The 26,994-nt window shown below is 63.5% G+C and carries 27 protein-coding genes; 18 read left to right on the top strand and 9 right to left on the bottom strand.

Going from position 1 to position 26,994, the window contains the following annotated elements:
* Positions 1-3: 3 nt before the first annotated feature.
* The 4 genes from phrB to JF545_RS17300 all read right to left on the bottom strand — a co-directional run bounded on the left by phrB (position 4) and on the right by JF545_RS17300 (position 4,204).
* Complete coding sequence (gene phrB, locus JF545_RS17315; protein ID WP_206944144.1) at positions 4-1,431, bottom strand: deoxyribodipyrimidine photo-lyase; 1,428 nt, start codon at positions 1,429-1,431, stop codon at positions 4-6.
* 195 nt (positions 1,432-1,626) lie between these two features.
* A complete protein-coding gene (locus JF545_RS17310) occupies positions 1,627-2,538 on the bottom strand; it encodes a MerR family transcriptional regulator (protein WP_206944142.1) in 912 nt (303 codons plus the stop codon).
* Positions 2,539-2,698: 160 nt separating this feature from the next.
* A complete protein-coding gene (locus JF545_RS17305; protein ID WP_206944141.1) occupies positions 2,699-3,085 on the bottom strand; it encodes a sirohydrochlorin chelatase in 387 nt (128 codons plus the stop codon).
* Between the two features lie 96 nt (positions 3,086-3,181).
* On the bottom strand, positions 3,182-4,204 hold the full coding sequence (locus JF545_RS17300) for an NAD(P)/FAD-dependent oxidoreductase (RefSeq protein ID WP_206944140.1): 1,023 nt from the start codon (positions 4,202-4,204) through the stop codon (positions 3,182-3,184).
* 176 nt (positions 4,205-4,380) lie between these two features.
* On the opposite strand from JF545_RS17300, the gene JF545_RS17295 reads away from it, so the two are divergent.
* Positions 4,381-5,295, top strand: a complete 915-nt coding sequence (locus JF545_RS17295; RefSeq protein ID WP_206944139.1) for a TIGR01777 family oxidoreductase — start codon at positions 4,381-4,383, stop codon at positions 5,293-5,295.
* Between the two features lie 99 nt (positions 5,296-5,394).
* On the opposite strand, the gene rapA is transcribed toward JF545_RS17295, so the two are convergent.
* Both rapA and JF545_RS17285 read right to left on the bottom strand, forming a co-directional pair.
* Positions 5,395-8,364 (bottom strand): RNA polymerase-associated protein RapA, encoded by a 2,970-nt coding sequence (gene rapA, locus JF545_RS17290; protein WP_206944138.1) that lies wholly within the window; start codon positions 8,362-8,364, stop codon positions 5,395-5,397.
* Positions 8,365-8,656: 292 nt separating this feature from the next.
* Complete coding sequence (locus JF545_RS17285; RefSeq protein WP_206944137.1) at positions 8,657-9,466, bottom strand: TlpA family protein disulfide reductase; 810 nt, start codon at positions 9,464-9,466, stop codon at positions 8,657-8,659.
* Between the two features lie 151 nt (positions 9,467-9,617).
* Here JF545_RS17285 and JF545_RS17280 point away from each other — a divergent pair, with 151 nt between their 5' ends.
* Positions 9,618-9,884: a hypothetical protein gene (locus tag JF545_RS17280; RefSeq protein ID WP_206944136.1), complete on the top strand. Its 267-nt coding sequence runs from the start codon at positions 9,618-9,620 to the stop codon at positions 9,882-9,884.
* Positions 9,885-9,888: 4 nt separating this feature from the next.
* Here the strand turns inward: JF545_RS17280 and JF545_RS17275 are convergent, their stop codons facing one another.
* The gene (locus tag JF545_RS17275; RefSeq protein ID WP_206944135.1) at positions 9,889-10,326 is read right to left on the bottom strand and encodes a hypothetical protein; all 438 of its coding nucleotides are present in this window, start codon (positions 10,324-10,326) and stop codon (positions 9,889-9,891) included.
* 475 nt (positions 10,327-10,801) lie between these two features.
* Between JF545_RS17275 and phnC the strand changes: the two genes are divergently transcribed.
* The 14 genes from phnC (at position 10,802) to JF545_RS17205 (ending at position 22,556) form a co-directional block, all read left to right on the top strand.
* The gene (phnC, locus tag JF545_RS17270; protein ID WP_206944134.1) at positions 10,802-11,656 is read left to right on the top strand and encodes a phosphonate ABC transporter ATP-binding protein; all 855 of its coding nucleotides are present in this window, start codon (positions 10,802-10,804) and stop codon (positions 11,654-11,656) included.
* 91 nt (positions 11,657-11,747) lie between these two features.
* Complete coding sequence (phnD, locus tag JF545_RS17265; RefSeq protein ID WP_206944132.1) at positions 11,748-12,773, top strand: phosphonate ABC transporter substrate-binding protein; 1,026 nt, start codon at positions 11,748-11,750, stop codon at positions 12,771-12,773.
* Positions 12,774-12,861: 88 nt separating this feature from the next.
* A complete protein-coding gene (phnE, locus tag JF545_RS17260; protein ID WP_206944130.1) occupies positions 12,862-13,656 on the top strand; it encodes a phosphonate ABC transporter, permease protein PhnE in 795 nt (264 codons plus the stop codon).
* 81 nt (positions 13,657-13,737) lie between these two features.
* The gene (gene phnF, locus JF545_RS17255) at positions 13,738-14,505 is read left to right on the top strand and encodes a phosphonate metabolism transcriptional regulator PhnF (protein WP_206944128.1); all 768 of its coding nucleotides are present in this window, start codon (positions 13,738-13,740) and stop codon (positions 14,503-14,505) included.
* Between the two features lie 8 nt (positions 14,506-14,513).
* Positions 14,514-14,945, top strand: a complete 432-nt coding sequence (phnG, locus tag JF545_RS17250; protein WP_206944126.1) for a phosphonate C-P lyase system protein PhnG — start codon at positions 14,514-14,516, stop codon at positions 14,943-14,945.
* A 2-nt stretch (positions 14,946-14,947) separates the two neighbouring features.
* Positions 14,948-15,616, top strand: coding sequence for a phosphonate C-P lyase system protein PhnH (gene phnH, locus JF545_RS17245; protein WP_206944125.1), 669 nt, complete (start codon positions 14,948-14,950; stop codon positions 15,614-15,616).
* Positions 15,616-16,779, top strand: a complete 1,164-nt coding sequence (locus JF545_RS17240; RefSeq protein WP_206944122.1) for a carbon-phosphorus lyase complex subunit PhnI — start codon at positions 15,616-15,618, stop codon at positions 16,777-16,779. The genes phnH and JF545_RS17240 overlap by 1 nt, the downstream gene beginning before the upstream one ends.
* Positions 16,776-17,651 (top strand): alpha-D-ribose 1-methylphosphonate 5-phosphate C-P-lyase PhnJ, encoded by an 876-nt coding sequence (locus tag JF545_RS17235; protein ID WP_206944120.1) that lies wholly within the window; start codon positions 16,776-16,778, stop codon positions 17,649-17,651. Before JF545_RS17240 ends, JF545_RS17235 begins: the two co-directional genes overlap by 4 nt.
* Positions 17,648-18,466: a phosphonate C-P lyase system protein PhnK gene (gene phnK, locus JF545_RS17230; RefSeq protein WP_206944118.1), complete on the top strand. Its 819-nt coding sequence runs from the start codon at positions 17,648-17,650 to the stop codon at positions 18,464-18,466. The genes JF545_RS17235 and phnK overlap by 4 nt, the downstream gene beginning before the upstream one ends.
* 20 nt (positions 18,467-18,486) lie before the next feature.
* Positions 18,487-19,230 carry a phosphonate C-P lyase system protein PhnL gene (gene phnL / locus JF545_RS17225; protein ID WP_206944114.1) on the top strand — a complete coding sequence of 248 codons (744 nt, stop codon included), beginning with the start codon at positions 18,487-18,489 and terminating at the stop codon, positions 19,228-19,230.
* On the top strand, positions 19,227-20,372 hold the full coding sequence (locus JF545_RS17220) for an alpha-D-ribose 1-methylphosphonate 5-triphosphate diphosphatase (protein ID WP_206944112.1): 1,146 nt from the start codon (positions 19,227-19,229) through the stop codon (positions 20,370-20,372). Before phnL ends, JF545_RS17220 begins: the two co-directional genes overlap by 4 nt.
* Positions 20,372-20,917 (top strand): ribose 1,5-bisphosphokinase, encoded by a 546-nt coding sequence (gene phnN / locus JF545_RS17215; RefSeq protein WP_206944110.1) that lies wholly within the window; start codon positions 20,372-20,374, stop codon positions 20,915-20,917. The genes JF545_RS17220 and phnN overlap by 1 nt, the downstream gene beginning before the upstream one ends.
* Before the next feature lie 143 nt (positions 20,918-21,060).
* Positions 21,061-21,840: a phosphonate metabolism protein PhnP gene (gene phnP, locus JF545_RS17210; RefSeq protein WP_206944108.1), complete on the top strand. Its 780-nt coding sequence runs from the start codon at positions 21,061-21,063 to the stop codon at positions 21,838-21,840.
* Between the two features lie 14 nt (positions 21,841-21,854).
* On the top strand, positions 21,855-22,556 hold the full coding sequence (locus JF545_RS17205; RefSeq protein ID WP_206944105.1) for a DapH/DapD/GlmU-related protein: 702 nt from the start codon (positions 21,855-21,857) through the stop codon (positions 22,554-22,556).
* A gap of 220 nt (positions 22,557-22,776) precedes the next feature.
* Here JF545_RS17205 and dkgB read toward each other — a convergent pair whose 3' ends face one another.
* Together dkgB and JF545_RS17195 are read right to left on the bottom strand one after the other, a co-directional pair.
* Entirely contained in the window at positions 22,777-23,586 is an 810-nt protein-coding gene (dkgB, locus tag JF545_RS17200; RefSeq protein WP_206944103.1) for a 2,5-didehydrogluconate reductase DkgB, read from the bottom strand.
* A 183-nt stretch (positions 23,587-23,769) separates the two neighbouring features.
* Positions 23,770-24,951, bottom strand: coding sequence for an MFS transporter (locus JF545_RS17195; RefSeq protein WP_206944102.1), 1,182 nt, complete (start codon positions 24,949-24,951; stop codon positions 23,770-23,772).
* A 180-nt stretch (positions 24,952-25,131) separates the two neighbouring features.
* Between JF545_RS17195 and JF545_RS17190 the strand changes: the two genes are divergently transcribed.
* Positions 25,132-26,016 (top strand): LysR family transcriptional regulator, encoded by an 885-nt coding sequence (locus JF545_RS17190; protein ID WP_206944100.1) that lies wholly within the window; start codon positions 25,132-25,134, stop codon positions 26,014-26,016.
* 128 nt (positions 26,017-26,144) lie between these two features.
* Positions 26,145-26,990: an HNH endonuclease gene (locus tag JF545_RS17185; protein WP_206944098.1), complete on the top strand. Its 846-nt coding sequence runs from the start codon at positions 26,145-26,147 to the stop codon at positions 26,988-26,990.
* The last annotated feature ends 4 nt before the right edge of the window (positions 26,991-26,994 follow it).

The raw sequence follows: 26,994 nt of genomic DNA, 5'->3' as shown, positions 1-26,994 counted from the left end.
GCCCTAGTCATCCTTGGACAATGACTTGAAGGCCTCGAGCGCTCGTTCGCGAGCCGCCTTGTGCTCGACAATCGGTCGAGGGTAGTCGTTGCTGCTGAGGAGGTCCGAGGATGGGGCGTGGCGCTGGCGTGCCGGGAGGTCAGCCAGCTCCGGCAGCCAGTGGGCAATGAAGTTGCCGTCGGGGTCGAAGCGTTCGGATTGGGTCGTGGGGTTGAAGATGCGGAAGTACGGGGCGGCATCGGTGCCCGTCGAAGCAGCCCACTGCCAGCCTCCGTTGTTGGCCGCAAACTCCCCGTCGACCAGGTGCTCGAGGAAGAAGCGCTCGCCGCGGCGCCAGTCGATCAGCAGGTGCTTGGTGAGAAACATGGCGGTCACCATGCGCAATCGGTTGTGCATCCACCCGGTCGAGACCAGCTGGCGCATGGCGGCGTCGACCAGAGGGTAGCCGGTACGCCCTTCACACCAGGCGGCGAAATCATCGTCGGCGTCGCGCCACTCAAGGGCTTCTGTATGACGTTGGAAGGCGCGGTATCGACAGACCCTGGGGAAGCCCACGGCCACATGCTGGTAGAACTCGCGCCAGATCAGCTCGCTGACCCAGGTCGTCAGGCCCTTGTCGCCATCGCTCAGGCTGCCGTCATTGATCGAGATGACGGCCTGCATGCACTGGCGCCAGGAGATCATGCCCATGGCCAGGTAAGGAGACAGCTCGCTGGTGCCTCGCTTGGCCGGGAAGTCGCGGTCCTCCTTGTAGCGTTTCCCAGGGCTGCTGATGGATCCGCTCAGGAAGGCCGAGAGACGGTCCGCGGCAGCCTCTTCTCCTGCCGGCCACCGGCGGCCATCGACCGCCTTGTCATCGTAGCGAGTGCGCTGACGGGCTGTTGCTGACACTTCCACCGGTGATTGCTTGGCAGGCGCGTCCAGCACCTCGAGGCGTTCGCTGCTGATGGCCTTGTGCCAGGCTTTCGAGAAGGGGGTAAACACGCCGTAGTAGTCGCCCTTGCCGGTGAGCAGCTCGCCTGGGCTGAAGGCCACTGCATCGCGGAAGGCACGCACCTCCAGGTCGCTGTTGTCGCCAGCCTCCAGTACCGCCTGGTCACGTTGCCATTCGTCCAGCGGGTACTCGCGATTGAAGTACAGCGCATCTGCGCCGAGCTCGTCGGCCAGGCGCATCAGCGCTTCGGGCGCTTCCTTGAAGGTGGGCGTGTCGAGCTGGATCAGCGGGATATTGCGCTGTGCCAGGGATTCTCCCAGTGCTTCGACACCGCGCGCGATGAAGTCGAGCTTGTTGTCTCCATGTCCGTGTTCGCGCCATTGCTCCTGGGCGTGAAGAAATACCGCGATGACGGGCCCCCGCTGGCTGGCATGGAACAGGGCGGTATTGTCGTGGACTCTCAGGTCCGTTCGGAACCAGACCAGGGTGACAGGCATGGAGTGGCCTCCTCGTGTTGAAGGATCGGTCATGGAGGGTTGGGCGTCGGCAGACGATGGCTGGCCGGACGTTGGAACACTAGCGAGGAGGTCTGGCGAGAAGCGTTGGGCGGCGCTTCTCGCCTACAAGGGGGCGCCCTCGGTATTGATGGATCGGTATTGATGGACCGGTGTTGATGGACCAGTACTGTTGGATCAGTGCTGGCGGATCAGCGGCCTCAAACGATCAAGCGCCATGGGAATGTCGTCACCCAGCACCTCAATCTCGCTATCCTGCAATTCAGCGGCCCTGATGCGCGCAACGGGACCACACAATGCCAGCGTGGTATCGAGCTGCTCGGCCAGGCGCGGCAGCAGTCGGCGCACCACGTCTGCACGCTCTGCCTTGCCACTGCACAGCACCACTGCGCCAGGACGCAGGCGCTCGAGAGCCAGGGGCAAGTCGGTGAAGGGGAGAGGATCATCCATCAGCACAATGCGATAGCCCCTCTCGCTGGCGGCCAGCGCCATCATCAGCGTCCAAAGCGCGCCATCATCGTCAGGCAAGGTATCCAGCAGCAGGGTTGGGCCGCGGGCGATTCGGTTGGCGTGAAACAGCCGAATGCCGATACGGGTGCGCAGGAAGCTCTCCAGTGTGCGTCGCTGCAGCGCGGCACCCAGCTGCCCCTCCCAGCGCTCTTCGAGTTCCAGGATCACCGGCTGCCATAGCTCGGTCAGGCAGGTACCGACCGGATACAGCGCCAGTGCCTGCTGATAGAGGCTGTCCAGGTGGTCCATGTCCAACGCGTCGACCGCACTCAGTACCTGCCGGCGTTGACTTGGCCAGTCGCCTGCCGCGGTGGGGGCAGGTTCGGCCGGCTCGGGTTGCGCCAGCAGGTCCTTGACCTGACTGACGGGCACGCCGCGATTCAGCCATTGCAGGATGCGCTCGACCCGCTCAATGTCCTCGCGGGCGTACAAGCGGTGCCCCTTGGGCGTGCGACGGGGTTCTATCAACCCATACCGTCGCTCCCAGGCGCGCAGGGTCACCGAATTGACCCCGGTTAACCGCGAGACTTCGCGGATGGGGTAGAGAGGAGATTCGGTGGGGGGCGCCGTATGACTCATGGGGGCCTCGATGCGTGTCCTGTTGCGAAGTAAAAGCGCGAAAGCGCCGTGTCCTTTGAACCTGCTGGATCAAATCGACGGTACAGCCAGTGCCGAGCTGTACAGACGGTACAAAGTGTACAACAGCTTTACTGCTTTTCGCTCACGCTGTTTGCATGTGTTACTGGTCCGCGTCGAGCGATTCCCCGACCTGATCCGCGACCGCACTGGCCAGCGCTTCGACGAAGGCCGGGTGTTCGCCAACCGGTGGAAGCAGTGTCAGCGACAGCTGATCGTGCTCCGCCTTCAGGGCGTCGATCTGCGCGGGCACATCCTTGCGCAGATGGCGGCCAGCGGCGAAGAACAACGGCAATACTTCGATCTGGTGAATGCCGCCCTCGCTCAGTTCCGCCACGGTGGCTTCCAGGGATGGCTCGCACAGCTCCATGTAGGCCAGCCGGATGGGCGTTCCCAGACGTGGCACCAGCGCATCGCGGAATTGCTCGAATGGGGCTCGCCACTTGGGGTCGCTGGATCCGTGTGCGAGAAGTATCAGGGCGTATGACATGAACGGATTCCTGTTAAAAAGCGATGATCGCGTGGTATCTGCCGGTGAGCAGCGTGCCGAAAATGTTGCGGTATCCCGGTTCGGTTCGCCAGACGTTCATGGCGCGCCCACCAGCGACACGAGGCGTTCGGCGGCATGGCTGCCGGATAGCCAGGCATCTTCGATGCGCCCGCCTCGGCAGCCATCACCGGCCAGTACCAGGCCGCTGTCGCCGATGCGGTGGTCTTCCTCACCGAGGCAATTGACTGCGTTGGCGTAGCGCCAGCGATGGGCACCTCCCAGGGTGACATCGGGCAGGGCGGTTGCCGCTGGCAGTCTATCGGTGAAGGCGTCGAGCAGTCGCTGGGCGATCGATGATGCGTCATCTTCGAGATACTGTTGGCTCCAGCGCTGGGTGGCTAGCAGGACCACGGTTTCTGCCGCTTCATCTCTGCCGGGTTTGGTGTTGTGGCGAATCGCCAGGCGTATAGGGCCTTCGTCGAAACGGGCCACCGGCCAGCCTGGGTCCACCCCGGGAAGGGTTAGCGGTGCGTCGAACGTGACCCAGGCACTCCAGCAGGGCTGCATGTCGATCTCCGAGCATGCGGCGGCCAGCGCCGGATCGTGGGGTCGCAGCAGTGGCGTTGCCTGGGGAGCCGGCGCGGTCACGACCACGTGATCGAAGGGGCCATGGAGATCCTGATGGTGATCCTCCAGCCACCAGCCATCTAAGCGTTCGTGCAATTGGGTGATGCGGGTGGAGGGGATCAGCTCTTCCCCCGTCGCCAGGTGTCGAGTCAGGGCGCTCATGCGTGGGGTGCCGCAGTAGCGTGATTCGTCGTCCTGATGCGAGCGCCATTGGCGCTCGTGGTCGACGCAGTACAGCATGCTGGGCCAAGGGGCCACGATGTCAGCCTCACGCCAAGTGTCGACAGCGGCCTGGAAGTCGGGATGTCGCGCCGTGAAGTGCTGAGCGCCCAGGTCCAGAGACTGTTCACCTTGTCGCCTGGAACCTGCACGGCCACCTGGACCGCGTCCCTTGTCGAAAAGGACGGCGCGGTGACCCAGTGCTGTCAGCCGATTGGCACAGGCTAGCCCGCTGATGCCTGCTCCAATGATGGCAACTTGTCGTCGCATCATGTCCGACTCCCAAGCTCGGCGTGTCGTGATATGACCTAAGCGTACAAATGATGTACAACTTGAGTCAAATAAACTTCTCGACCAGCCGTGAGCGCAACGTCTAGGCTGATGAGAAGCGCAGGTGCGCAGCCGTCAGCGCTGATCGCACATCTTTGAGGGATCAACGAGAGGTGTCCATGCGAGTATTGATCACGGGTGGCAGTGGCTTTGTCGGGCAACGTCTATGTCGCCGGCTGGTCGACAATGGCCATCGGGTGCAGGTGGTGTCGCGCGCGCCAGCCAAGGCGGCCAAGGCCTTGCCAGAGGGCGTCGATGTGCGCAGCAGTGCCTTGGACTTCGTCGACAAGCCCCCTGCTGCGCTGGTCAATCTGGCCGGTGAGCCGATTGCGGACAAGCGCTGGAGCGATAGCCAGAAAGAGCGGCTCATTGACTCTCGGGTGAACGCCACCAAGGAGCTGGTGATGTTGTGCGAGCAACTGTCCCAGACCGCAAGCGCTCCGCAGGTACTGGTCAGTGGCTCGGCCATGGGCTACTACGGTGATCAGGGCGGGGGCGATGACGCTGCGCCAGTGACCGAGCAGACGACACCCCATGATGAATTCGTCCATCGCCTGTGTCAGCGCTGGGAGGATGCGGCAAGGGGGGTAGAGGCCTATGGGGTACGCCTGGCCATCCTGCGAACTGGCCTGGTGCTGGATCAGGGTGGGGGCATGCTCAAGAAGCTACTGCCGCCCTTCAAACTCGGGCTGGGCGGACGGCTGGGCAATGGGGATCAATACATGCCGTGGATCCACCGCGAGGACTTGGTGGAGATGCTGCTGTGGTTGATCGAAAAGCCCCATCTGTCGGGTCCCTTCAATGGCAGTGCGCCGCAGCCGGTGACCAATCGTGAGTTTACCCGGGCCATCGGTCGGCATCTCAAGCGCCCAACGCCCTTTCCGGTTCCGGCGCTGGTGCTTGAGACGTTATTTGGAGAGATGTCCAGGCTGCTGCTGACGGGCGCACGGATGGTGCCTCAGCGCTTTGAGGAGGAGGGCTTCACCTTTCGCTACCCGACCTTGGATCAAGCGCTGGAGGATATCCTCGCCTGATACCACCAGGCCCCGACCATGCGGTTAGGGGCCCGGTGGCCCTGGCAGGCCTGCCAGGGAGGCGCTGGTGCATTCTCGAGCGCCGTGGTGCCCGCCGGGTCAGCGGGTGTCGTCGTCGATGGTCACAATCACGCGTACCGCGTCGAGCCTTAACCGGGTGCCTTCGATGGCCTGATCCAACGCCTGACGTTCCTCACGCAGGGCGGTGATTTCATCCTCGCGCACCGATGGGTTGCGTCGTGCCAGGGCTTCCAGTCGCGTCAGCTCGTTGTCCAGACGCTGACGCATGCGTACCTGGGCGGCTTCGACGATCGTCGGCAGCTCGCGCTGGGCCTCGGCTTCGGCGCTGTCGAGCAGGTCTCTCAGCTGGTCGTGGCGGCTCTTGATCAGGTCTCGAGCCACGGCTTTCTTGACCTTCTTCAGGTTCTTCGACAGACCCGTGAAGGACACCTTGTCGGTCAGGTTGGCGCCTGATTCGTCAAGCAGCACCCGCACGGCGGTGGGGGGCAGGAAGCGGTTGAGGTGCAGTCGTTTGGGGGCCGGGCAGTGGGTGCGGAAGACCAGCTCCGCCATCAGCCTGCCCGCCGGAATCGCCGGGTGCTTGAGCAGTGCCAGGGCGGTGTTGCCCATGGCGCCGTCGAGAATGCGCCCCATCATTTCGCGCACCAGAGGGTGCTCCCACGACAGTCGCTGGACGTCGTCCCTGGCCAGAGCCCGCGAGCGGGAAGTGGTCACGGTAAAGCCTTCTTCCCCCTTCACCAGCCCAGGTAGGCCATCCAGCATATGAGGCCCGGGGGTCAGCAGCGTCAGATCGTTGCCCAGTTCCTTGCTGTCGACGCCGAAGATGTCCAGCGCCTGATCGAGGTAGCGCGGCAGCGCACGGTCTTCATCGAGCTCGACAATCGCTTCGCGCACGGCCTCGACCCGCTCCGGGCGACAGGCGTTGAGCTCCAGCAAGCGATTGCGGCCCGCGTCACGCTCTGCCAGCTTGGCGTCGAACAGCGCGCGTGTCTCAGTAATGACGTCGTCCAGAGCCTCGTCATCCAGCAGGCTTTCGGCCAGGTCATCGCCGAAGGCATCGAACAGCTCATTGCCAAGTCCGTGGGGCGCGCTGAAGGCATCCATGCCCTCCTGGTACCAGCGCAGCAGCTTTTCGCCGGGGCTACCCTCGAACACGGGGACATGAATCTCGATGGCGTGGCGCTGGCCAATACGGTCGAGGCGACCGATGCGCTGTTCGAGCTGATCCGGGTGCAGTGGCAGGTCGAACATCACCAGGTGACGGCAGAACTGGAAGTTGCGGCCTTCGGAGCCTATTTCCGAGCAGACCAGCACCTGGCAGCCGTCTTCATCGTCGGCAAAGGCGGCGGCGGCGCGGTCGCGCTCCACCAGCGACAGATCCTCGTGAAACACCGGAGCCTGGACACCGCCGAGCACTCGCAGGCCATCGGACAGCCCCTGCGCGGTTTCGCGATCATGGGCAATCACCAGCACCTTGTCATCGCCCATCTCGGTCAGGCGTTCCAGCAGCCAGGTCACGCGTGGGTCGAACTGCCACCAGGGCTCTGCGTTGAGCGGATCCTCACTCAGTGCGCTGTACATGCCATCCAGGTAGATCATCACTTCGGGATGATCGAGCCCGGTCTCGATCAGCAGCTCGTCCAGATAGTCTTCATCGCGGCCAAGACGGCGCAGCACGCGACGGTAGGAGGACGGCAGCTCAAGCTTATCCACGTGCAGGCGGCGCTCGGGGAATCCACCCACATGGCGGCGGCTGTTGCGGAACATCACCCGCCCCGTGCCGTGCCGGTCGAGCAGTTGGTCACGTAGCTGGGCGCTCGCCAGCTCGCGCTGTTCGCTGCTGCTTTCGGGGTTGGATAGCGTCGCCAGCAGGGCCTGGCTGTCGCTGTCATCGGCGACGGCCCCGATCGCGTCGCGGGCACTGGCATCCAGGGCGTGGTCCGAGCTGCCGGCAAGTGCGTCGATGGCCTGGGCCACGGCGACATAGCCTTGTTCTTCGGCGCGGAAGGCGTCGAGATCGGAATAGCGGTCACGGTCCAACAGCCGGAGGCGTGCGAAGTGGCTGGCCAGTCCCATTTGCTCCGGAGTAGCGGTCAGCAGCAGCACGCCCTCGGTGGCATCGGCCAGACGCTCGACGCAGGCGTAGCCCGGGCCGACCTCCGGCTCGCTCCCCTCGTCCTGTTGGTCCTGGTCATGCCACTCAAGGTGATGTGCTTCGTCGACGATCAACAGGTCCCACTGGCAGGCTTCCGCCTGGCTCTGGCGGTGAGGGTTGGCAAACAGCCAATCCTGGCTTGCCAGTACCAGCTGGCCAGCATCGAAGGGATTGCTGTCACCGTGGGCCTGGCTCTGCTGTTCGTCGAGCAGGGTCACCGATAGCGAGAAGCGGCGCAGCAGCTCCACCAGCCATTGATGGGTCAGGCTCGCCGGCACCAGGATCAGCGCGCGCTCGACCCGGCCAGTCAGCAGCAGGCGGTGCAGAATCAGCCCAGCCTCGATGGTCTTGCCCAGCCCCACCTCATCGGCCAGCAGCACGCGTGGCGCCTGGCGGGAGGAGATCTCGTCGGCGATGTAGAGCTGATGCGGAATCAGGTCGATGCGCGGCCCGGCCAGGCCGAGTGCCGGATTCTGCTCCACCCGGTGGTGGTGGTGCAGGGTACGAAAACGCAGGTCGAACCAGTCGTTGCGATCGACCTGGCCGGTCAGCAGGCGGTCACGGGCCTGGTCGAACTGCATGCTGTCGGCCAGACGGGCCTCCGGCAGCTCGCACAGCTCGCCAGCGTCGTCCTCGCCGATGTAGACGATCAGTCCATCGATTTCCTTGGTATCGTCCACCGTCATCTGCCAGCCCTCGGCAGACTGGATGCGGTCGCCGCTGCCGAAGGCGACGCGGGTCAAGGGCGCGAGACGGGTACTGTAGGTGCGGGTTTCCTGGCTGGCGCCGAAGAGCACGGTGACGCTGCGCGCGTCGCAATTCAGGATAGTGCCCAGGCCGAGTTCGGCCTCGCCGTCGCTGATCCAGCGCTGGCCGGGAGAGAAGTCGCTCATGATGCCTCGGGAGATGCGTCGTTACGGTTCGTGGTCGCGGGCCGGGCCCGCCGCCGACAGGGCGCGGTATCTTACAGCAATCTTCAGTCTGGCTTAAGCGCGATTGTCGCGCCGGGGATGACTTTGCAGAGTCGTCGCAGGCCGATACCGCGACGCGGGGGAGCAAAGCGGCGATGTTGCAAGCGACGTGAAGAAGGCGACAGGAGATGGGCGGGCCGAGGCGGGGTGGCCGCCTCGGTCCTGAGACTGCGGGTGCGTTTCACCTGCAGTATAAGAAGAGCGTGGCAGCTGCTCAGCGATTCAGCCAGTCATCCAGCAGTGGCAGCGTCAGCTCCCCCACATGGCGTTCGAGGAGCTTGCCATCGGCACTGAACAGCAGGGTCGTCGGCAGGCCAGGGGACTGGCTTGCGGCCAGCAGCTGTTGACGCGGGTCGAGCAGCGCGTAGCGGAAGTCGAGGTCGGCCTGATCCAGATAGCGGGTGACCTGTAGCAGCGGCTCGCCCTGATTGGCCATGATCACGGTGACATCATCGCGCTGATCGATCTCGGCCAGCAGCGGCATCTCCCGCCGGCATGGGGGGCACCAGGTCGCCCATAGGTTGATGATCATGGGCTTGCCGTCAGCGTCGCCCGTCAGCGTACGCAAGGCGATAGGCGCTCCGTCGACATCTTCCAGGGTCAGCTCTGGCACCTGCTGCGGAGCAGGGCTGGCGGACAGCGGGGCCCAGCTGACCAGCGCCAGCCAGCCAAGTGTCGCCAGCAGGGTCAGGCCTTGGGCGCCCAGCAGGGCGGCCATGCGATCACGCAGCGCCCACAGGGTCCAGAGGGCCGCGGCAGCCAGCCCCCACACGGCACTATACCCAGGCAGCCACAGGCTCACGATATCGAGCCAGTCGTCCCGATACGCCTCCCAGTGCATCACCACATGGCCGAGACGAGCACCGAACAACCAGGCCAGCATCAGGCCGTTGAACCAGCGACCATGACGGCGGCGTGGAAGCCCCAGCAGAAAGGCGCTGGCCGCGAGCAGCAGCAGGGTGATGGCGAGTGCGTAGAGCCGGGGCAGGCTCACTAGCACCGGACCAATGGCGATGGCATCCATGGCGGGGAAGGCTCCGTTGATCAACGCGAGGGCACGAAAAGTCGATAGCGAGCAGGTACACTGGGCGAACCCGATTCGGCAAGGCTACTGCGCTCGTCGGGCGCTGTCATCTTGCGTCAGGCCGCCAGTCCCTCATTTATCAGGATGCGTGATGCCCTCACCCAAGACCTTCGACCCTCTGCGCGCGCTGGCCATCAGTAGTCAGGCGCTGGGTTTCATCATGATCTTCGTGCTCGGCTCGACCCTGGAGTCACCGCGGCCGTGGCAAGGCCTGACGTTGCTGCTCATGCTGGTTGTGGCGCTGGCTGTGGCCGTGGCGCGACGCTATCGCAACAATCGGGTGCAGAAGCAGCGTGATGAGCGCCGCAAACGCCTGTTGCAGGACGATGACGAGGCGCTGGATGAGGGTTTCGACTGACGGATCACCGGCGCGGAGTATCGCGCTGGGTGCGGGCTAAGGTGACATGCCGGCACGCGCTGGGGTCGATGGCGGTCAGCCTCAGCCAATGGCCTTCCGGAAGCCGGCACAGCACGACTCGGAAGGCGCATTGAGGCGAGGCGCTGTCGGGCGCATCCCAGCTTCTCACCCACCCGCAGGCGTCTCCGCATTGCTCCAGGCGCTGGCGCAGCCTGGGAAAGTCCGCTGCACTGACCTCCAGATTAATGGTGCGCGGTGGGGTCGGCGTCGTGCTGGCAAGTAGCATCAGCACGTGAGTCGTGTCCCCACCGCCTAGCTCCAGAGTGACGCCTGTGGCGCTCACCACCAATGGCCGCAGTTCCAGCACCTGTTCGAAGAAACGATGCATGGTGGCCAGGTCGGTGACTTCCAGCGCGCTGGGTTCCAGGCTCAGATGCTGCATAGGCTGTCTCGCATAGGGACGTTACCTTTTACAGGGACGTTACCTTTCACAGGGACGCTGCCTCTTTCAGGTGCGCTGTCTGTCAGTCTGGTCGCGGTTGCCAGAACTTTCCCTTTGAACCTGCCAATCATGCCCATGGCCTGGCGCTATCCCGGGTATCCCTTGCTCCTGTCAGGCCACCTTCGGCGGGTATCCGATCGCCTGAACAGCACGCCAGCTCATCGCTGCACCGCCGTGAGTCGTCGCCTCAAGCGAACACGGACAGCGCTCGAGCGGAATATGGCTGTGCGGTGGCATTTGCGTTACAGCACAGTGACGCCAATATTTAATGTCCTGTTTTTTAAAATAATTGTCTGAAAAGGCCTGGGCTGACGTCGATGCGTCCGGGTGAATTTGTCACATCAATGACATTGTCTAGACAACATGCCTTAACCTGCCGCCTGCAGACTGATGCCATTCCAAGAGGAGAGGCATCATGTCCATCCCCACCATCGTCGTCGAGCGACTCAACAAGACGTTCGGCCATCGCCAAGTGCTCGAGGACGTCAGTTTCGAGATCACCCCAGGCGACATCGTTGCCCTGATCGGTCCCTCCGGTTCCGGCAAGTCGACATTGATGCGCCACCTGGTCGGATTGACCTGCTGTAACCGACATACCGGCGGTCGGGTGAGCCTGCTGGGCCGTGAGGTACAGGCCAGTGGCCGGATCAAGCGTGCCAGTCGTGGCCAGCGCTGCCGTGTTGGCTACATCTTCCAGCAGTTCAACCTGGTCAATCGCCTGAGTGTGCTGACCAATGTGCTGATCGGGCAGCTGGGGCGCATGCCTCGCCTGCGCGCGCTCAGCGGGCGCTTCAGTCAGGAAGAGAAGCAGCGGGCGCTTGAGTGCCTCGCCCGGGTCGGCCTGGAGGGCATGGCCTATCAGCGCGCCAATACGCTCTCCGGTGGCCAGCAGCAGCGCGTGGCGATCGCGCGGGTACTGATGCAGGACGCCGACGTGATTCTCGCCGACGAGCCCATTGCATCGCTGGATCCGCGAAGTGCCCGTGAAGTGATGGAGATTCTTCAGCGAATTCATGCCGAGGACGGTCGCACGGTCGTCATCACCCTGCATCAAGTCGACATCGCCCGGCGTTACTGTCATCGCGCCATCGCGCTCAAGGATGGTCGGCTGTACTTCGACGGCAAGACCTCTGAGCTGACCGATGCGCGCCTCAGCACCCTGTACGAAAACGCCGGGCTCGATGAGCTTCGTTCTGGCGCCCAGCCCGACTTGCCATCGCCGACCCGAGAGCCGGCCCATGCCCAGCCCGCGGTGGCGGCGCATGTCTAGTTCGGACGGCTGACGGCAATCCAACGTGATACCGACAACGACTGCATCACCTCTCATCTAGATCACCCCCTGCACCCCCCAGGAGATACCCATGCTTTTTGCTAATGTTCGCCGCCTGTCGCTGCCGCTGATGGCAGGTCTTGGTCTTGCTGCCGTCACTCAGCTGGCGGCCGCCGATACCCTCAAGTTCGGCATTATCTCCACCGAAGCGAGCCAGAACCTGGCACCGCTGTGGGACCCCTTCCTCGAGGACATGTCCGAGCAGGTAGGGATGGAGGTCGAGCCGTTCTTCGCCACTGACTACGCTGCGGTGATCCAGGCCATGCGATTTGGCCAGATTGACCTGGCCTGGTACGGCAACAAGGCGGCCATGGAGGCGGTGGACCGTGCAGGAGGCGAGATCTTCGCCCAGACCGTGGCCGCGGACGGCTCCCCCGGCTACTGGAGCTTGATGATCGCCCACCAGGATAGCGACCTGCATGACGTCGACGACGTGCTGTCCAATGCCTCCGATCTGGTGTTCGGCAACGGTGATCCCAATTCCACCTCCGGCTTCCTGGTACCGGGCTACTACGTCTTTGCCAAGAATGGCGTCGACGCCGCTACCGCCTTCAAGCGCACGCTCAATTCCAGTCATGAGACCAACGCACTGGCCGTGGCCAACAAGCAGGTCGACGTGGCCACCTTCAACACTGAAGGCATGCAGCGTCTGGAAGTGACGGCGCCCGACAAGGCCGAGCAGCTGCGGGTGATCTGGAAGTCGCCGCTGATCCCGTCCGATCCGCTGGTGTGGCGTAGCGATCTGGATGAGGCCACCAAGGACACCCTGCGTGAGTTCTTCATGAGCTATGGCGACGATGCCGACGAGCAGGCCATCCTCGAGCCGCTGCAATGGGCCGAATTCGTCGCTTCCAGCAATGATCAGCTGCTGCCGATCCGTCAGTTGGCCCTGTTCAAGGAGCGTTCTGAAGTGGCCAAGGATGACAGCCTGAGTGAAGGGGACCGCGAGGCCCGTCTGGCCGAGATCGATGGCCAACTCGATGACCTCGATACGCGCATGAAGGCCATCCAGGCGGCCGAGGCAATGCCCGAAGACGCCGCCGCCAACGCAGGTTGATGGTTCGCCGGGCCGTCTATCGGCGGCCCGGCCTCGGTTTCAGCGCCGTTCGTGACAGCGCATGACTTAAGCCCTCTGTGGAGAGCGCATGAGCACTCAAACCCAATTATCCGGTATCAGCATGCCGCCCAAGCGCAGCTGGACCACGTTGGCGCTATGGGGTCTGGGCCTGGCGGTATTGGCCTGGTCCTGGCAGGGCGTCGAGATGCAGCCCAGCCTGCTGTTTACCAATGCCAGCAACATGGCAACGTTGGCCGGCGACTTCTTCCCGCCTGCGCTGGGCAACCTGGATCACTACATTGACCAGATGCTGGTGACGATTCAGATCGCGGTATGGGGCACCCTGCTGGCCATTCTGGTGGCGATTCCAGCGAGCCTCTTGTGCTCCGAGAACCTGGTGCCCTGGTGGGTATACCAGCCGGTGCGCCGACTGATGGATGCCACTCGTGCCATCAACGAGCTGGTATTTGCCATGCTGTTTGTGGTGGCCGTAGGGCTGGGACCCTTTGCCGGCACCTTGGCGCTGTTCGTGCACACCACCGGCGTTCTCGCCAAGCTGTTCTCCGAGGCGGTGGAAGCCGCCGAAGCGGGCCCGATGGAGGGCATACGGGTGACCGGTGCCGGGCGTATCGAGGAGATCATCTTTGGCCTGATCCCGCAGGTATTGCCGCTGTGGATCTCGGTCAGCCTGTATCGCTTCGAGTCCAACATTCGTTCGGCCACGGTGCTCGGGATGGTAGGCGGCGGTGGCATTGGCGTGGCGCTGTGGGAAACCATGCGCGGATTTCAGTATGCCGAAACCGCCACCATCATGCTGGTCATCATCGTCGCCGTGACCTCCCTGGACATGGCGTCACAGCTGGTGCGTAAACGCTTTATCTGATCGCGGTCGTGGCAGCTTGCGCCACGACCGCCATCAGCTCCACACGGCTGTGCTACATCGCCTTCTTTTTTTGGAGTGAAGATGTCTAGACAAGTTGCCGAAGCCGCAGGGCTGCCGCGCTACCGCATGCTTGCCGATGTGTTGTCCAGGGAAGTGCGCGGGAGCTATCGCGCCGGCGACCTGCTGCCCAGCGAAGCGGCACTGGCACGACGCTTCGGCGTCAACCGTCACACCGTGCGTCGGGCGCTGGACGAACTGGTGGCTGCTGGAATGGTGACACGCCATCAGGGGCGTGGCACCCAGGTGGTGGATCGCCGCCTGGACTATGCGGTGAATGCCGCCAGCAAGGTGACGCACAACCTGGCTGAGCTGGGCCTGGCGACCGAGACCTGCTGCCTGACCCAGGCGATGGTGGTGCCCCCGGAAGCCATTGCACAGCGCTTTGGCTGCGCCCCGGGGGACAGCCTGCTGTGTGTCGACACGGTGCGCTACGTGGATGAAGCGCCGCTGCTGCGCTTGCGCCACTGGTTCGACCCGCGACGGGTACCCGGTTGGCAAGACCGCTATCGCGGTGGCTCTACCCGGGCACTGCTGGATCAACACTATGGGCTGCGGCTGAGCCGCTCAAGGGTGCGGCTGGAAGCCGTCCAGGCCGATGACGCCGACAGTCGGCTGCTGCGCTGCCCGCGGCAGGCTCCACTGATGGTGCTGACCAGTGACAACGTCGACGAGGAGGGGCGGCTGGTCGAAATCTCCGTCAGTCGCGCTCGCGCCGATCGTGTTGCCTACCACTTCGACTTTCCGACGGACGAACGTCCGCAGTTTCAAGACGACGAGGCTCTCTCATGACGTCGACCATGACCCCAATGCAACGTCACCGCCTGCTGGCGTTGACGCCCTTCGAACGCCTTGCCCAAGGCTGGCAGTCACTGGGCATCCAGGCGAGACATCGCTGTGTGCGCGGGCCAGAAACCGGCATGGCCATGGTACGCGGGCGCATGGGCGGCAGTGGCTCCGCCTTCAACCTGGGTGAGATGACATTGACCAGAGCCAGCGTGGCCCTGGACGACGGCTCGCTGGGACATGGCTGGGTCCGCGGCCGAGACAAGGCCCACGCTGAACTGATCGCGCTGGTCGATGCCTGTGCGCGACACGACCACTGGGCCCGGCGCATCGACAGCGAACTGATGGCGCCGCTGGCGCAAGAACTATCACAGCAACGCGAACAGGCGTCGCGCCAGTCTGCGGCCACGCGCGTCGACTTCTTCACCATGGTAAGGGGCGAATGAACATGACAGCACCACGCGAGGAAAGCGTCAGACCACACGACTGGCCAGGCCTGACCGATGCTGTACACGACGCCCAGCAGCGCTTTCGGCGCTTGCTGGGGTGCATGTCGGAGCCGGGCACCTTGACCAGCATGGCGTTGCCGTCGCTGCCGCCGGGAGCAGCGATTTCGTCGGCCGCCTGGGGGACGCTGCTGGCCCTGTGTGATCTGGAAACCCGAGTCTGGATCGATGCCACGCTTTCCGGGGCAGGCCTCGCGGCAGCCCTGGCCTTTCATACCGGCGCCCGGGTCACACCGGACCCGGCCAACGCCGACTTCGCGCTGGTGACGCCGACGACGCTCACCCAGGTCGAGGAATTTGCCTTGGGCTCCGATGCCTGGCCGGATCGCAGCACCACGCTGATCGTGATGGTCGAGACCATCGAAAGCCAAGGTGACTGGCAGCTTTGTGGGCCAGGCGTGCCCGGCGAGCGTCGCCTGGGACTGGGGGATCCCGATCAGGTACGCCCACTGATGCGCGTGCTGCACGCCAATCGTGGTCGTTTCCCGCGAGGCCTGGATGCCTTTATTACCTGTGGCACGCAGCTTACCGCCATTGCCCGTAGCACCCGCCTTAGCGGCCCTGGACTGGAGCAGCCTGAGTTGTCATCTGCCCGTGAGGAGATTGCCTGATGTACGTTGCCGTCAAAGGAGGCGAGAAGGCCATCGCCAATGCCCATCGCTGGATGGCAGATCGCCGTCGGGGTGACCGTCAGCAGGCCGAGCTGGCCGTGGCTCAGGTTCAGGACCAGCTGGGGCTCGCGGTGGATCGCATCATGGCCGAGGCCTCGTTGTACGACCCGGAGCTTGCAGCGCTGGCCTTCAAGCAGGCCAGCGGTGACACCGTGGAAGCCGTATTTCTGCTGCGTGCCTACCGCACCACGCTGCCGCGACTGGCCGAGACCCGCCCGGTGAATACCAGCGACATGTGCATCGAACGGCGCATCAGCGCCACCTTCAAGGACGTGCCCGGCGGTCAGGTGCTGGGGCCGACCTATGACTACACCCACCGCCTGCTGGATTTCATGCTGCTGGCGGGTGGTGACCGTGACGTGGCAGAACCGGAACAGGCGGATCAAGACCTTGAGGCCTGCCCCCAGATTCTCGACTGCTTGAACCAGGAGGGGCTGATCGAGCGGGAGCAGGATGATGGCAGCGAGCCCTATGACATCACCCGTGATCCCCCCGACTTCCCGGTGGATCGTGCGACACGCCTGCAGATGCTGGCTCGCGGCGACGAAGGGTATCTGCTGGCGCTGGGCTACTCCACTCAGCGGGGGTATGGCCGCAACCACCCCTTTGCCGGCGAGATTCGCCAGGGGACGGTGGAGGTGGAGATCGAGGTCGAGGGTTTTGACGCACCGATCTGCGTTGGCGAGATCGTCATGAGCGAATGCCAGATGATCAACCAGTTCGCGGGCAATGGCGACAGCGCCCCGCAGTTCACCCGAGGCTACGGCCTGGCCTTCGGCCGCAACGAGCGCAAGACCATGGCCATGGCACTGGTCGACCGGGCACTGCGTGCCGAGGAGCTGGGTGAGCCGATTCAGAGCCCCGCCCAGCAGGCCGAGTTCGTGCTGGCCCACGCCGACAGCGTCGAGGCATCGGGCTTTGTGTCACACCTCAAGCTGCCCCATTACGTCGACTTCCAATCCGAGCTGGACCTGATTCGCCGGTTGCGCCGCGAACACGCGGAGCGCACCCAAGGCGACACCCAGCACGCGCAGGCGAGCGGTGCTGACACCGCCGCAGACACTGCCACAGCGCCCACCGCTTCCAAGGAGTGCGCCCAATGATCGCCAACAGCAGTATCGCGGACGCCGCCCAAGGCGAGGCCAGCGGCTACAACTTTGCCTATCTGGATGAGCAGACCAAGCGCATGATACGGCGGGCACTGCTCAAGGCCGTGGCCATTCCGGGTTACCAGGTGCCCTTCGGCGGTCGCGAGATGCCGATGCCCTACGGTTGGGGCACCGGTGGCATGCAGCTGACGGCTAGCGTGCTGGGGGCCGACGACACCCTCAAGGTGATCGACCAGGGGGCGGACGATACCACCAATGCGGTCAGCATCCGCGCCTTCTTCGAGCGCGTAGCCGGCGTCGAGACGACCACGGCCACCGGCGAGGCCAGTGTCATCCAGACCCGTCACCGGATTCCCGAGAAGACCCTGCGGGCCGATCAGATCCTGATCTTCCAGGTGCCTATCCCTGAGCCGCTGCGCTTCATTGAGCCCAGCGAGGAGGAGACCCGCGTCATGCATGCCCTGGAAGAGTACGGGGTGATGCACGTCAAGCTGTACGAGGACATTGCCCATCATGGCCATATCGCCACCACCTATGCATATCCGGTCAAGGTGGATGGCCGCTATGTGATGGATCCCTCGCCGATTCCCAAGTTCGACAACCCCAAGCTGCACATGAGCGAGGCACTGATGCTATTCGGTGCCGGGCGCGAGAAGCGCTTGTATGCGATTCCCCCGCATACCCGGGTGGAGAGCCTCGACTTCGAGGATCATCCCTTCGAGATCCAGGCCTGGGAGCAGCCCTGCGCCATCTGTGGCGCGACCGACAGCTACCTGGACGAGGTCATCACCGATGACCAGGGAGGGCGCATGTTCGTGTGCTCTGACACTGACTATTGCAACACTCGCCGCGAGGACATGGCATGAAGCGTCCACAGCTTGAACGGCCCGCGCTGCTGAAGGCTCGCGGTATTCAGCGCCTCTACGGCCCTGGCAAGGGCTGCGAAGAGATCGACTTCACCCTGCACCAGGGGGAGGTGCTGGGGATCGTCGGCGAGTCCGGCTCGGGCAAGTCGACGTTGCTGCGCGTGCTGTCCGGCCTGGAAAAGCCGGACCAGGGGCAGGTGATCTATCACCCGGCTGAACAGGGCTGCGCAGGAGTGGCGGGCAGCGATGCCGAGCTCGACCTGTACGCCATCAGCGAGGCCCGCAGAAGGGCACTGCTGCGCATGGAGTGGGGCCTGGTTCACCAGAACCCGCGTGATGGCCTGCGCCTGGGGGTCTCTGCTGGCGCCAACGTTGGCGAGCGCCTGATGGCCATGGGACAGCGCCATTATGGCGAGCTGCGTGCCGCCGGCCAGGACTGGATGAGCCGGGTCGAACTCGACCCCGAGCGTATCGACGATGCCCCCCAGACCTTTTCCGGGGGGATGCAGCAACGCCTGCAGATCGCGCGCACCCTGGTGACCCAGCCGCGCCTGGTGTTCATGGACGAGCCCACCGGAGGGCTCGATGTATCGGTCCAGGCTCGCTTGCTGGACATGCTGCGTACCCTGACCCGAGAGCTCGGCCTGTCGGTGATTCTGGTGACTCACGATCTGGCCGTGGCGCGCTTGCTGGCCCACCGGTTGATGGTGATGCGTCGGGGCCGGGTGGTAGAGGCCGGGCTGACCGACCAGATCCTCGATGATCCACAGCATCCCTACACCCAGCTGCTGGTGTCCTCGGTGCTGACGCCATGATGGTTTCTCAGGAGTTGACGATGACGTCCCCTTTTCTTACTGCCCGACGGCTCGACAAGACCTTTGTGCTGCACGCCCAGGGCGGCCAGGCGCTGCCCGTGATGCGTGGACTCGAGCTGGACCTGTCTCCCGGCGAGTGTCTGGTGCTGGCCGGGCGCAGCGGTATCGGCAAGAGCACCCTGTTGAAGATGGTGAACGGCAACTACCGCATCAGTGGCGGCAGCCTGACCCTGCACTTCGATGATGGCGAACTTGAGCTCGCTGGCCTGCCCGCCCATGCGTGGCATCTGCTGCGGCGCGATGTGATCGGCTACGTCAGCCAGTTTCTTCGGGTGGTGCCCCGCGTGTCGGCGCGGGAAGTGGTGATGGAGCCGCTGCTGGTGCGGGGCTGCGACGAGCAGGAAGCGCGCCGCCGTGCCGAGGCCATGCTGGCGCGGCTCAATCTGCCGGAACGCCTGTGGGAGCTGGCGCCAGGAACCTTCTCCGGCGGCGAACAGCAGCGCGTCAACATTGCCCGTGGCTTTATTGCAGAGCATCCGTTGCTGCTGCTCGACGAGCCCACCGCATCGCTGGACGCCGCCAACCGAGAGGTGGTGGTGACGCTGATCGAGGAGGCCAAGGCCCGTGGCAGTGCCATGCTGGGCATCTTCCACGATGAGGAAGTCCGCGAGCGGGTGGCCGATCGGCTGCTCGAACTGGAAGGTCACATGCTGGTCGGTGGCGCTGGGCGTCGCGACGATAACGACGGGAAGTTTTCTGCATGAGCCAAGATCAGATCCTGACCAATGCGCGCCTGGTGCTCGACGACGAGGTGATCAGCGGCAGTCTCGTCATCAAGGATGGCATCATCAAGGCCATCGAGCGTGGCCCGGTATCGCTTCCCGGGGCGATCGACTGTGACGGGGATATCGTGATGCCCGGCATGATCGAGCTGCATACCGACAATATGGAAAAGTACTTTCAGCCCCGGCCCAAGGTGAGCTGGCCTGGTCGTCAGGCGGCGCTGGCCCATGACGCGCAGATGGCCGCCAGCGGCATCACCACGGTGTTCGACGCGGTATCCATCGGTGATGTCGACGAGCAAAGCATGCGCCACGAGGCTCTGGACGAGATGGTGGGGTCGCTGGCGGCGATCAATGACAATGGCATGGCAAGGGTCGACCACCGCCTGCACCTGCGCTGTGAGGTGTGTCACCCGGACACCCTGACGCGCTTTGAAGGCTTCATGGACTCGCCGCTGCTGGGGCTGGTCTCGCTGATGGATCATTCGCCGGGCCAGCGCCAGTTCGCCAGTCTCGACGCCTATCGCATCTACTACCAGGGCAAGTACGGCCTGGACGACGCCAGCCTTGAAGCCTTTATCGAAAAGCAGCTGGCCAACAGTGCCGTCTACTCGAGCTCCCACCGCCGTGCCATCGCATCGCTGTGCCGTGAGCGTGGGCTGGCGCTGGCCAGCCATGACGATGCCACCGTCGCCCACGTGGCCGAGAGCCTGGAGTATGGCACTCGGGTGGCGGAGTTCCCCACCACCCGTGAAGCCGCGGAAGCGTCTCACCGGCATGGGATGGCGGTGATGATGGGGGCGCCCAACGTGGTGCGTGGTGGTTCCCACTCCGGCAACATTGCCGCCGCTGAGCTGGTGCGCATGGGCGTGCTGGATGTGCTGTCCTCCGACTACTATCCGGCAGCCCTGCTCGATGCCGTCTTTCGCATCGCTGCGATGGAAGGTGGTTACGACCTACCGCGAGCGGTGGCGACGGCCTGTAGGCACCCTGCCGAGGCGGTGGGGCTTGATGACCGCGGGCGCATCGCCCAAGGACTGCGCGCCGACCTGTTGCGAGTACGCGAGATCGACGGACACCCGCTGGTCGCTCGGGTGTGGAGCGCCGGCAGGCAGGTGCACTGATGCTGGTGTATCTGATCGGGGCCAGTGGCGTGGGCAAGGACAGCCTGCTGGTTGCCCTCCGCCAGCAGCGCCCGGACCTGCTGGTGGCCCATCGCTACATCACTCGGGCCAGTGGTCTTGGCGAAGATTCGTTGGCGCTGTCCGAGGCCGAATTCCAGGCCCGGCGCGGGCGAGGCCTGTTCTGCCTGGATTGGCAGGCCCATGGGCTGCACTACGGCGTGGGCATCGAGGTCGAATGCTGGCTCGAGTCGGGAGCAACGGTGCTGCTCAACGGTAGTCGTCGAGCGCTGTGCCAGGCCCGGGAGCGCTTCGGCGACCAGCTGCTGCCGGTGGTGGTGACCGCTCCTGGCGAGGTGCTGAGACAGCGCCTCGTCAAGCGCGGGCGCGAGTGCCGCGAGCAGATCGAGGCGCGTCTGGCTCGCCATGCCGAGGTGGAGGCGGAGCTTGAACGTGACTATCCGACCGTTGCCCGTCTGGATAACGGTGGTGCGCTGGCGGTCAGCGTGAGGGCGCTGGAAGCCCTGGTGGATACGGCGTGCCGCTGAGCCTGTCGGCTGCCAGACCGAGGCAAGCGCAGACCGCTGCGCGTGCTGCCCCCGATGCGCGTGCTGCCCCCGATGCGCGGTCTGGTCGTGACGGCTCGAGACCATACCGGCTTTGCCTGAGCCCCTGATGTCAGGAGATCACCATGGAGTTTCGCTTCACCGGCACCGGCGACAGTGCACAGGTGCCTCGCTTTGGCTGCGACTGCCGTGCCTGCACCAGGGCACGTGTGTTCTCGAGCCATCAGCGCGGTCCCTGCTGTGCCGAAGTCAGGGTCGATGGCAGGCGCTATCTGCTCGATGCCGGGCGTATGGATCTGGCTCACAGCTGTGAACTGGAGCGCCCGGCGGCGTTTTTTATCACCCACTATCACGCCGACCACGTTCAGGGCCTGTTCCATCTGCGTTGGGGGACTGGCGCCGATATACCGGTGTATGGGCCCAAGGATCCCAACGGTTGCGCGGATCTCTATCGCAACAGCGGCATTCTCGATTTTCAGCCAGGGCTCAAGCCGTTCAAGGCGCTGGATCTGGACGGGATGACGGTCACGCCGGTGCCGCTCAATCACAGCAAGCCCACCTTGGGGTATTGCCTGGATGACGGCGGCACGCGGCTGGCCTACCTGACAGATACCTGCGGTTTGCCCGGTGCCACCGAGCGCTTCTTGCGGGAATGGGGGCCCGACATCGTGGTGTTGGATGCCTGCCACCCGGCGAGCCAGCGCGAGACGCGCAACCACAACAATATTACCCAGGCCCTGGAGATCATTACTCGGCTCGATCCCCCCAGGGCCTATCTCACCCACATCAGCCACGAGCTGGATGCAGAACGCCTGGTGGAGCCAGTAGCGTTGCCGCCCAAGGTACGTTTTGCCAGAGATGGCGAGACGCTGGAAGATTGGCACCGACTCGATGCGGTCTGCTGAGAGGACAACACCACATGCACTCTGAATCCCATGCCCCCGACACCTCTTCGGCGCCTGCCCGAGCCGTGGATCAGCCCGCCTCGGCGCGGCTGAGCGAGGCGCCCAACGTGGCCGATGATGCGCGGCTTCACGCCAGCCAGCTTGGCCGTTTCACCGAGGTGGGCAGTCGCTGCGTGTTCAACCACGTAAGCCTGGGGGACTACAGCTACATCGAGCGGGATGGCGATGTCATGTTCACCCGTGTGGGCAAGTTCAGTTCGATCGCGGCCAGCGTGCGCATCAACCCCAGCAATCACCCTTGGTGGCGGCCTACCCTGCACCACTTCAGCTATCGTCCCGGCAAGTTTGGCTTCTGCGACGAGGCCGTCGACCCCGAGGTCTTTGCCTGGCGCGAAGCGGATCGCGTCAACATCGGCCACGACGTCTGGATCGGCCACGGTGCCATCGTGTTGCCCGGAGTCACCATCGGCAACGGCGCCATTGTGGGCGCGGGCAGTGTAGTGACCAAGGACGTGCCGGCTTACCACATCGTGGTGGGCAATCCCGCCCGAGTGCTGCGCCCACGCTTCGACGACCCTGGCGTCGCCGATCGACTCGAGCGTCTGGCGTGGTGGGACTGGTCGGATGAACGGATCAAACGGCATCTGAGCCACTTTCAGGGCGACGTGATCCGCTTTCTTGAGGCTGCTGAAAAAGGGGCAGTGAGGGCGAGCTGAGAAGGCGAGCTGAGAAGGTGAGCTGAGAAGATGAGCTGAAAGGAAAGGCGGAGAGGCAAGGCGGATGCCTGCAAAAACGGCGCCACGAGCAGGTGTCTGCTCGTGGCGCCGTCACCTGGGGCGTTACGCTCCTGCCTCAGGCCGTGCCGGGACCGATGGGCCAGCAACCCTTGGCGGGTAGCGGCCCAGTGCGTTATTCAGCCACTGGAGCCGCCGCGCCTTACTGATCCCACTTGGGCGCGAAGTCCGGGTTGGCGACGCGCTCGCCGCGGTCGAGCTTGGCAATGGCGTCCATCTCTTCCTCGGACAGCTCCAGCTTGAGCGCCTCCAGGTTGCTCTTCAGGTTCTTCTCCTTGGTGGAGGAGGGGAAGGTCGGAATGCCGAGCTGATGCAGCCAGGAGATGGCCACCTGTGCCGGGTTGGCATCGTGCTTTTCGGCGATGGCGTTCAGCGTGTCGTCCTCGAGCACCTTGCCGACTGCCAACGGCATGAATGCGGTGGGGGTGATGCCGTGTTTTTCGCAGTGGGCAACCAGCTCGCGGTTTTGCAGGAAGGGGTGAACCTCGATCTGATTGGTCAGAATTTCACCCTTGCCGAGAATATCCACCGCCTGGTCGATCTGCGCCTTGGTGAAGTTGGAGACGCCGATATGGCGGGCCTTGCCTGCATCCTTGACGTCTTTCAGCGCGGTCAGGTAATCACGCATCGGCACTTCATCGTCCGGCGAGGGCCAGTGGATCAGCAGGAGATCCACATAGTCTGTGCCGAGCTTGGACAGGCTTTCCTCGACGCTGGCCTTGAGCGCCACTGGCTCCAGACGATCCCACCACACCTTGGTGGTCAGAAAGATCTCGCTGCGCGGAACCGAGCTTGCTGCGATGGCCGAGCCGACTTCGGCCTCGTTGCCATAGAACTGAGCCGTATCCAGGTGACGGTAACCGAGCTTCAGGGCGGTGGTCACTGCGTGGCGCAGGGTGTCGCCCGTCAGGCGGAAGGTACCGAGGCCGGGGTTAGGGATAAGCGTTGACATCTTGGCTCCTTGGTCGTCGAGAGCGGCCCCGGGCACTGTCGTGATCCCGGGGATGCAGTTCCTTGAGCGGCGGCCTTGGCCGTCGCAACGTCGTGCCAATGTTCATCTTTGGACATGCGGTGGCAACGTCGTCAGTTCAAGGGGGCGGAAGAAAAATTAGCAGACGAAATGCTTGTCCGGTGCTCAGGCATTGGCCAGGCGTGCTGCACGACGCTGGTCCAGTCGGCCGGACAGGTGGGTCAGTGCCAGGGCAGCCACCACGATCAGCGCGCCGATCCAGGCGGTGTCTGTCAGTGCCAGGTGTTCGACGACCTGGCCGCCGACAACAGAGCCCAGGGCAATGCCGATGTTGAACGCAGCGATGTTGAGTCCGGAAGCGACATCGACCGCTTCCGGCACGTAGCGCTCTGCCAGTTGCACCACGTAGACCTGCAGGCCTGGCACGTTGCCAAAGGCAAAGGCGCCCCAGACCAGAATCGTCAGTACGGCGGCTAGCGGGTGGACGGCGGTCACGTTGAGCACCAGCAGCACCGCGGCCAAACCGATGAAGATCAGCGTCAAGGCCCGGATCGGCCCCATCTGGTCCGCCAGCTTGCCACCGTAAATGTTGCCGAACGCCACCGAGACACCGTAGACCAGCATGATCAGGCTGACCATGGAGGGAGCGAAACCGGTGGCCTGCTCCAGAATCGGTGCGAGAAAGGTGAAGGCAGTAAAGGTGCCGCCGTAGCCCAGGATGGTGATCGCATAGACCAGCAGCAGACGCGGATGGGTAAGCACCTTGAACTGCTGGCCTAGGGTCGCCGGCGCCGCGCGCTTGAGGTTGTTGGGGATCAGCAGGGCGCTACCCAACAGGGCAATCAGGCCCAGTCCCGATACCACCAGGAAGGTGGCTCGCCAGCCAAAGGTCTGGCCGATCCAGGTGCCCAGCGGTACCCCCGTCACCAGCGCCACGGTGAGGCCGGTAAACATGATGGCAATGGCACTGGCCTCCTTGTCCTTGGCGACCAGGCTGGTGGCGATGGTAGAACCGATCGAGAAGAACACCCCGTGGGCCAGGCCGGTGAGCACCCGTGCGGTGATCAACGAGCCGTAGCTGGGCGCCTGCCAGGCCAGCAGATTGCCGGCAATGAACAGGGTCATCAGGCCGAGCAGCACCCACTTGCGGTTGAAGCGCCCGGTCAGTGCCGTCAGCACGGGGGCGCCGACCGCCACGCCGACGGCGTACAGGCTGACCAGCAGTCCGGCAGAGGGCAGGCTCACTGCAAGGTCCTGAGCAATGGTGGGCACCAGGCCGACAATCACGAACTCGGTGGTGCCGATGGCAAAGGCGCTAAGCGTTAGCGCCAGCAGAGCAATAGGCATCGTATCTCTCCTATGAGATGGCGTCGCCGGGGGACGACTTGACGGCGTGCAGTCTGGCGGAGGACACTTTTTCGATAAACGTGCCTATATGAGAAACACCTTTGTGGTTATCGAGAAAGTCGCTGCGGTGTTTGCTGCGGTCAACAGGAGGGTGAGCCTCCATGGACGAGGAGGGGCCTGATGAAGACTCGCTCGGAGGACCTGGAGCTATTGCTGGCGGTGGTGGATAGCGGTGGTTTCAGTGCCGCCTCCACTCGCCTGGACGTGCCGGTGGCACGTATATCGAGAGCGGTCCAGCGGCTGGAGCAGCGGCTTGATGTGCCCCTGCTGAACCGTACGACGCGCAGTGTGGCGCTGACGGATGAGGGCAGCCGCTTTGTCGCCGAGGTACGCGAAGGACTAGAGCGCTTGAACGCGGCAGAGGAGTCGCTGGCGCTGCGACGGGGAGAGCCTGCTGGCCGACTGCGGGTGGACTCCGCCAGCCCCTTCGTGCTGCACCAACTGGTGCCGTTGGTCGGGGAGTTTCGGCGCCGCTATCCCGGTATCGAGCTGGAGCTGTCTGCCAGCGATGACATCATCAATCTGCTGGAACAGCGTGCCGATGTGGCCATTCGGATTGGCGCCCTGGCGGACTCCACCCTGCACGCGCGACTGCTGGGGCGCTCGCGTCTGCACCTGGTGGCTAGTCCTGGCTATCTCGCGCGCGCCGGCAGGCCCACGTCGGTGACGGAGCTCGAACAGCATCAACTGATCGGATTTCTCGCTCCCAGCAGCTTGAATCGGTGGCCGGTGGAGGGAATGGATGACGAGATCAGCCCTTCGATGTCCACCTCCAGTGGCGAAGTGATGCGGCGTCTGTGCCTCGCCGGAGAGGGCATTGCCTGCCTGTCCAACTTCATGGTCGGTGATGATATCGCCAGCGGGCAGCTTGAGGTCCTGCTACCCGAGGCGATGCGCCATGGTGGTCCACGGGAGCAGGTGCAGGCCGTCTACTACCGCAACACCGCCCTGTCGGCGCGTATCCAGGCGTTTCTCGATGTCATCGCCCCAGGGCTGCGACTGTAGTAAACGGAATATCGGAAACTACTTCACCTAGGTCTTAGACGTCGCTAGGCGTCTCAGAGTAGCCCTGGCTGTACGAGTCGACTTCGCGTAGAAAGAAGATAGGGTGGATGTCTTCTAAGGGGGAAGGGATGCCTGTTAATTTCGACAGTTTGGAGAAGGGCGAACGCTATGAGCGCCCACAACTTTCCGAACATTGGGGGTTTAAGAGCTTCCAAGCAATATCTCGAGGCGTAGTAACGCCAAAAGATAGCAAGTTTATCGTGCTTTTCGTTACCAAGGAAAAACAAAGCGCACTCACCCAGTACCATGACCATATTGAAGGCAATAGGCTTTACTGGGAAGGCGAGCGTAAGCACGGGTCCGACAATCGGATCGTGAGCGCACACAGCAATGGCGACGAGATTCATCTGTTCTATCGTGATATCCATCACTCGCCGTTTGAGTACTTTGGCGAAATTTTTCTTGAAGAATTTGAGCTTCTCGAAAACTCCCCAAGTCGCTTCGTATTCACCTTCCACTATACCGTCGAGCAAAACCCCTTCATTGATGTGGAGGCCCATAGTGAAGAGCTTGATGGCTTAGAAAGCACTGAGCGCCAAGCCATAATTTCGAGCCGAGTGGGTCAAGGCGCTTTTCGTGCAGGAGTCATTTCACTATGGCGAGGCTGCGCAGTCACTGGTGTTAAGAAATGCGATTTTCTCAGGGCATCACATATCAAGCCATGGCGGGAAAGCTCTAATGCTGAACGTCTTGATCCCATGAATGGGCTGCTCCTTACTCCTACATTGGATCATTTGTTTGATGCGGGTTTCATCTCTTTCGATGATGGTGGCCAGATGTTGATTAGTTTGGCGCTGAGTGAGAATGATGCTCGCTTGTTGCATGTGAATAGTGAAATGAAACTATCGAAGATTCCTGAGGAAGTAAGGCAGTATCTTCGCTATCACCGAGATCAAGTGTTTCTCGGGGAGTAGAAAG

This window comes from Halomonas litopenaei (assembly GCF_017303055.1).
Classification (GTDB): Bacteria; Pseudomonadota; Gammaproteobacteria; order Pseudomonadales; family Halomonadaceae; genus Halomonas; species Halomonas litopenaei_A.
The sequence above is the reverse complement of the archived record's forward strand: the minus strand, read 5'-3'. Positions and strand labels throughout refer to the sequence as shown.

Bases quoted from the DNA above. Each gene is read 5' to 3' on its own strand.
- phnC (WP_206944134.1), top strand. From the start codon at position 10,802: ATGTCCATCCCCACCATCGTCGTCGAGCGACTCAACAAGACGTTCGGC.
- phnE (WP_206944130.1), top strand. From the start codon at position 12,862: ATGAGCACTCAAACCCAATTATCCGGTATCAGCATGCCGCCCAAGCGC.
- JF545_RS17195 (WP_206944102.1), bottom strand. From the start codon at position 24,951: ATGCCTATTGCTCTGCTGGCGCTAACGCTTAGCGCCTTTGCCATCGGC.
- JF545_RS17235 (WP_206944120.1), top strand. From the start codon at position 16,776: ATGATCGCCAACAGCAGTATCGCGGACGCCGCCCAAGGCGAGGCCAGC.
- phnD (WP_206944132.1), top strand. From the start codon at position 11,748: ATGCTTTTTGCTAATGTTCGCCGCCTGTCGCTGCCGCTGATGGCAGGT.
- JF545_RS17275 (WP_206944135.1), bottom strand. From the start codon at position 10,326: ATGCAGCATCTGAGCCTGGAACCCAGCGCGCTGGAAGTCACCGACCTG.
- JF545_RS17305 (WP_206944141.1), bottom strand. From the start codon at position 3,085: ATGTCATACGCCCTGATACTTCTCGCACACGGATCCAGCGACCCCAAG.
- JF545_RS17240 (WP_206944122.1), top strand. From the start codon at position 15,616: ATGTACGTTGCCGTCAAAGGAGGCGAGAAGGCCATCGCCAATGCCCAT.
- JF545_RS17310 (WP_206944142.1), bottom strand. From the start codon at position 2,538: ATGAGTCATACGGCGCCCCCCACCGAATCTCCTCTCTACCCCATCCGC.
- phnN (WP_206944110.1), top strand. From the start codon at position 20,372: ATGCTGGTGTATCTGATCGGGGCCAGTGGCGTGGGCAAGGACAGCCTG.
- dkgB (WP_206944103.1), bottom strand. From the start codon at position 23,586: ATGTCAACGCTTATCCCTAACCCCGGCCTCGGTACCTTCCGCCTGACG.
- JF545_RS17285 (WP_206944137.1), bottom strand. From the start codon at position 9,466: ATGGATGCCATCGCCATTGGTCCGGTGCTAGTGAGCCTGCCCCGGCTC.
- JF545_RS17185 (WP_206944098.1), top strand. From the start codon at position 26,145: ATGCCTGTTAATTTCGACAGTTTGGAGAAGGGCGAACGCTATGAGCGC.
- phrB (WP_206944144.1), bottom strand. From the start codon at position 1,431: ATGCCTGTCACCCTGGTCTGGTTCCGAACGGACCTGAGAGTCCACGAC.
- JF545_RS17190 (WP_206944100.1), top strand. From the start codon at position 25,132: ATGAAGACTCGCTCGGAGGACCTGGAGCTATTGCTGGCGGTGGTGGAT.
- JF545_RS17280 (WP_206944136.1), top strand. From the start codon at position 9,618: ATGCCCTCACCCAAGACCTTCGACCCTCTGCGCGCGCTGGCCATCAGT.
- phnK (WP_206944118.1), top strand. From the start codon at position 17,648: ATGAAGCGTCCACAGCTTGAACGGCCCGCGCTGCTGAAGGCTCGCGGT.
- phnP (WP_206944108.1), top strand. From the start codon at position 21,061: ATGGAGTTTCGCTTCACCGGCACCGGCGACAGTGCACAGGTGCCTCGC.
- phnG (WP_206944126.1), top strand. From the start codon at position 14,514: ATGACCCCAATGCAACGTCACCGCCTGCTGGCGTTGACGCCCTTCGAA.
- JF545_RS17220 (WP_206944112.1), top strand. From the start codon at position 19,227: ATGAGCCAAGATCAGATCCTGACCAATGCGCGCCTGGTGCTCGACGAC.
- phnL (WP_206944114.1), top strand. From the start codon at position 18,487: ATGACGTCCCCTTTTCTTACTGCCCGACGGCTCGACAAGACCTTTGTG.
- JF545_RS17300 (WP_206944140.1), bottom strand. From the start codon at position 4,204: ATGATGCGACGACAAGTTGCCATCATTGGAGCAGGCATCAGCGGGCTA.
- phnH (WP_206944125.1), top strand. From the start codon at position 14,948: ATGACAGCACCACGCGAGGAAAGCGTCAGACCACACGACTGGCCAGGC.
- rapA (WP_206944138.1), bottom strand. From the start codon at position 8,364: ATGAGCGACTTCTCTCCCGGCCAGCGCTGGATCAGCGACGGCGAGGCC.
- phnF (WP_206944128.1), top strand. From the start codon at position 13,738: ATGTCTAGACAAGTTGCCGAAGCCGCAGGGCTGCCGCGCTACCGCATG.
- JF545_RS17205 (WP_206944105.1), top strand. From the start codon at position 21,855: ATGCACTCTGAATCCCATGCCCCCGACACCTCTTCGGCGCCTGCCCGA.
- JF545_RS17295 (WP_206944139.1), top strand. From the start codon at position 4,381: ATGCGAGTATTGATCACGGGTGGCAGTGGCTTTGTCGGGCAACGTCTA.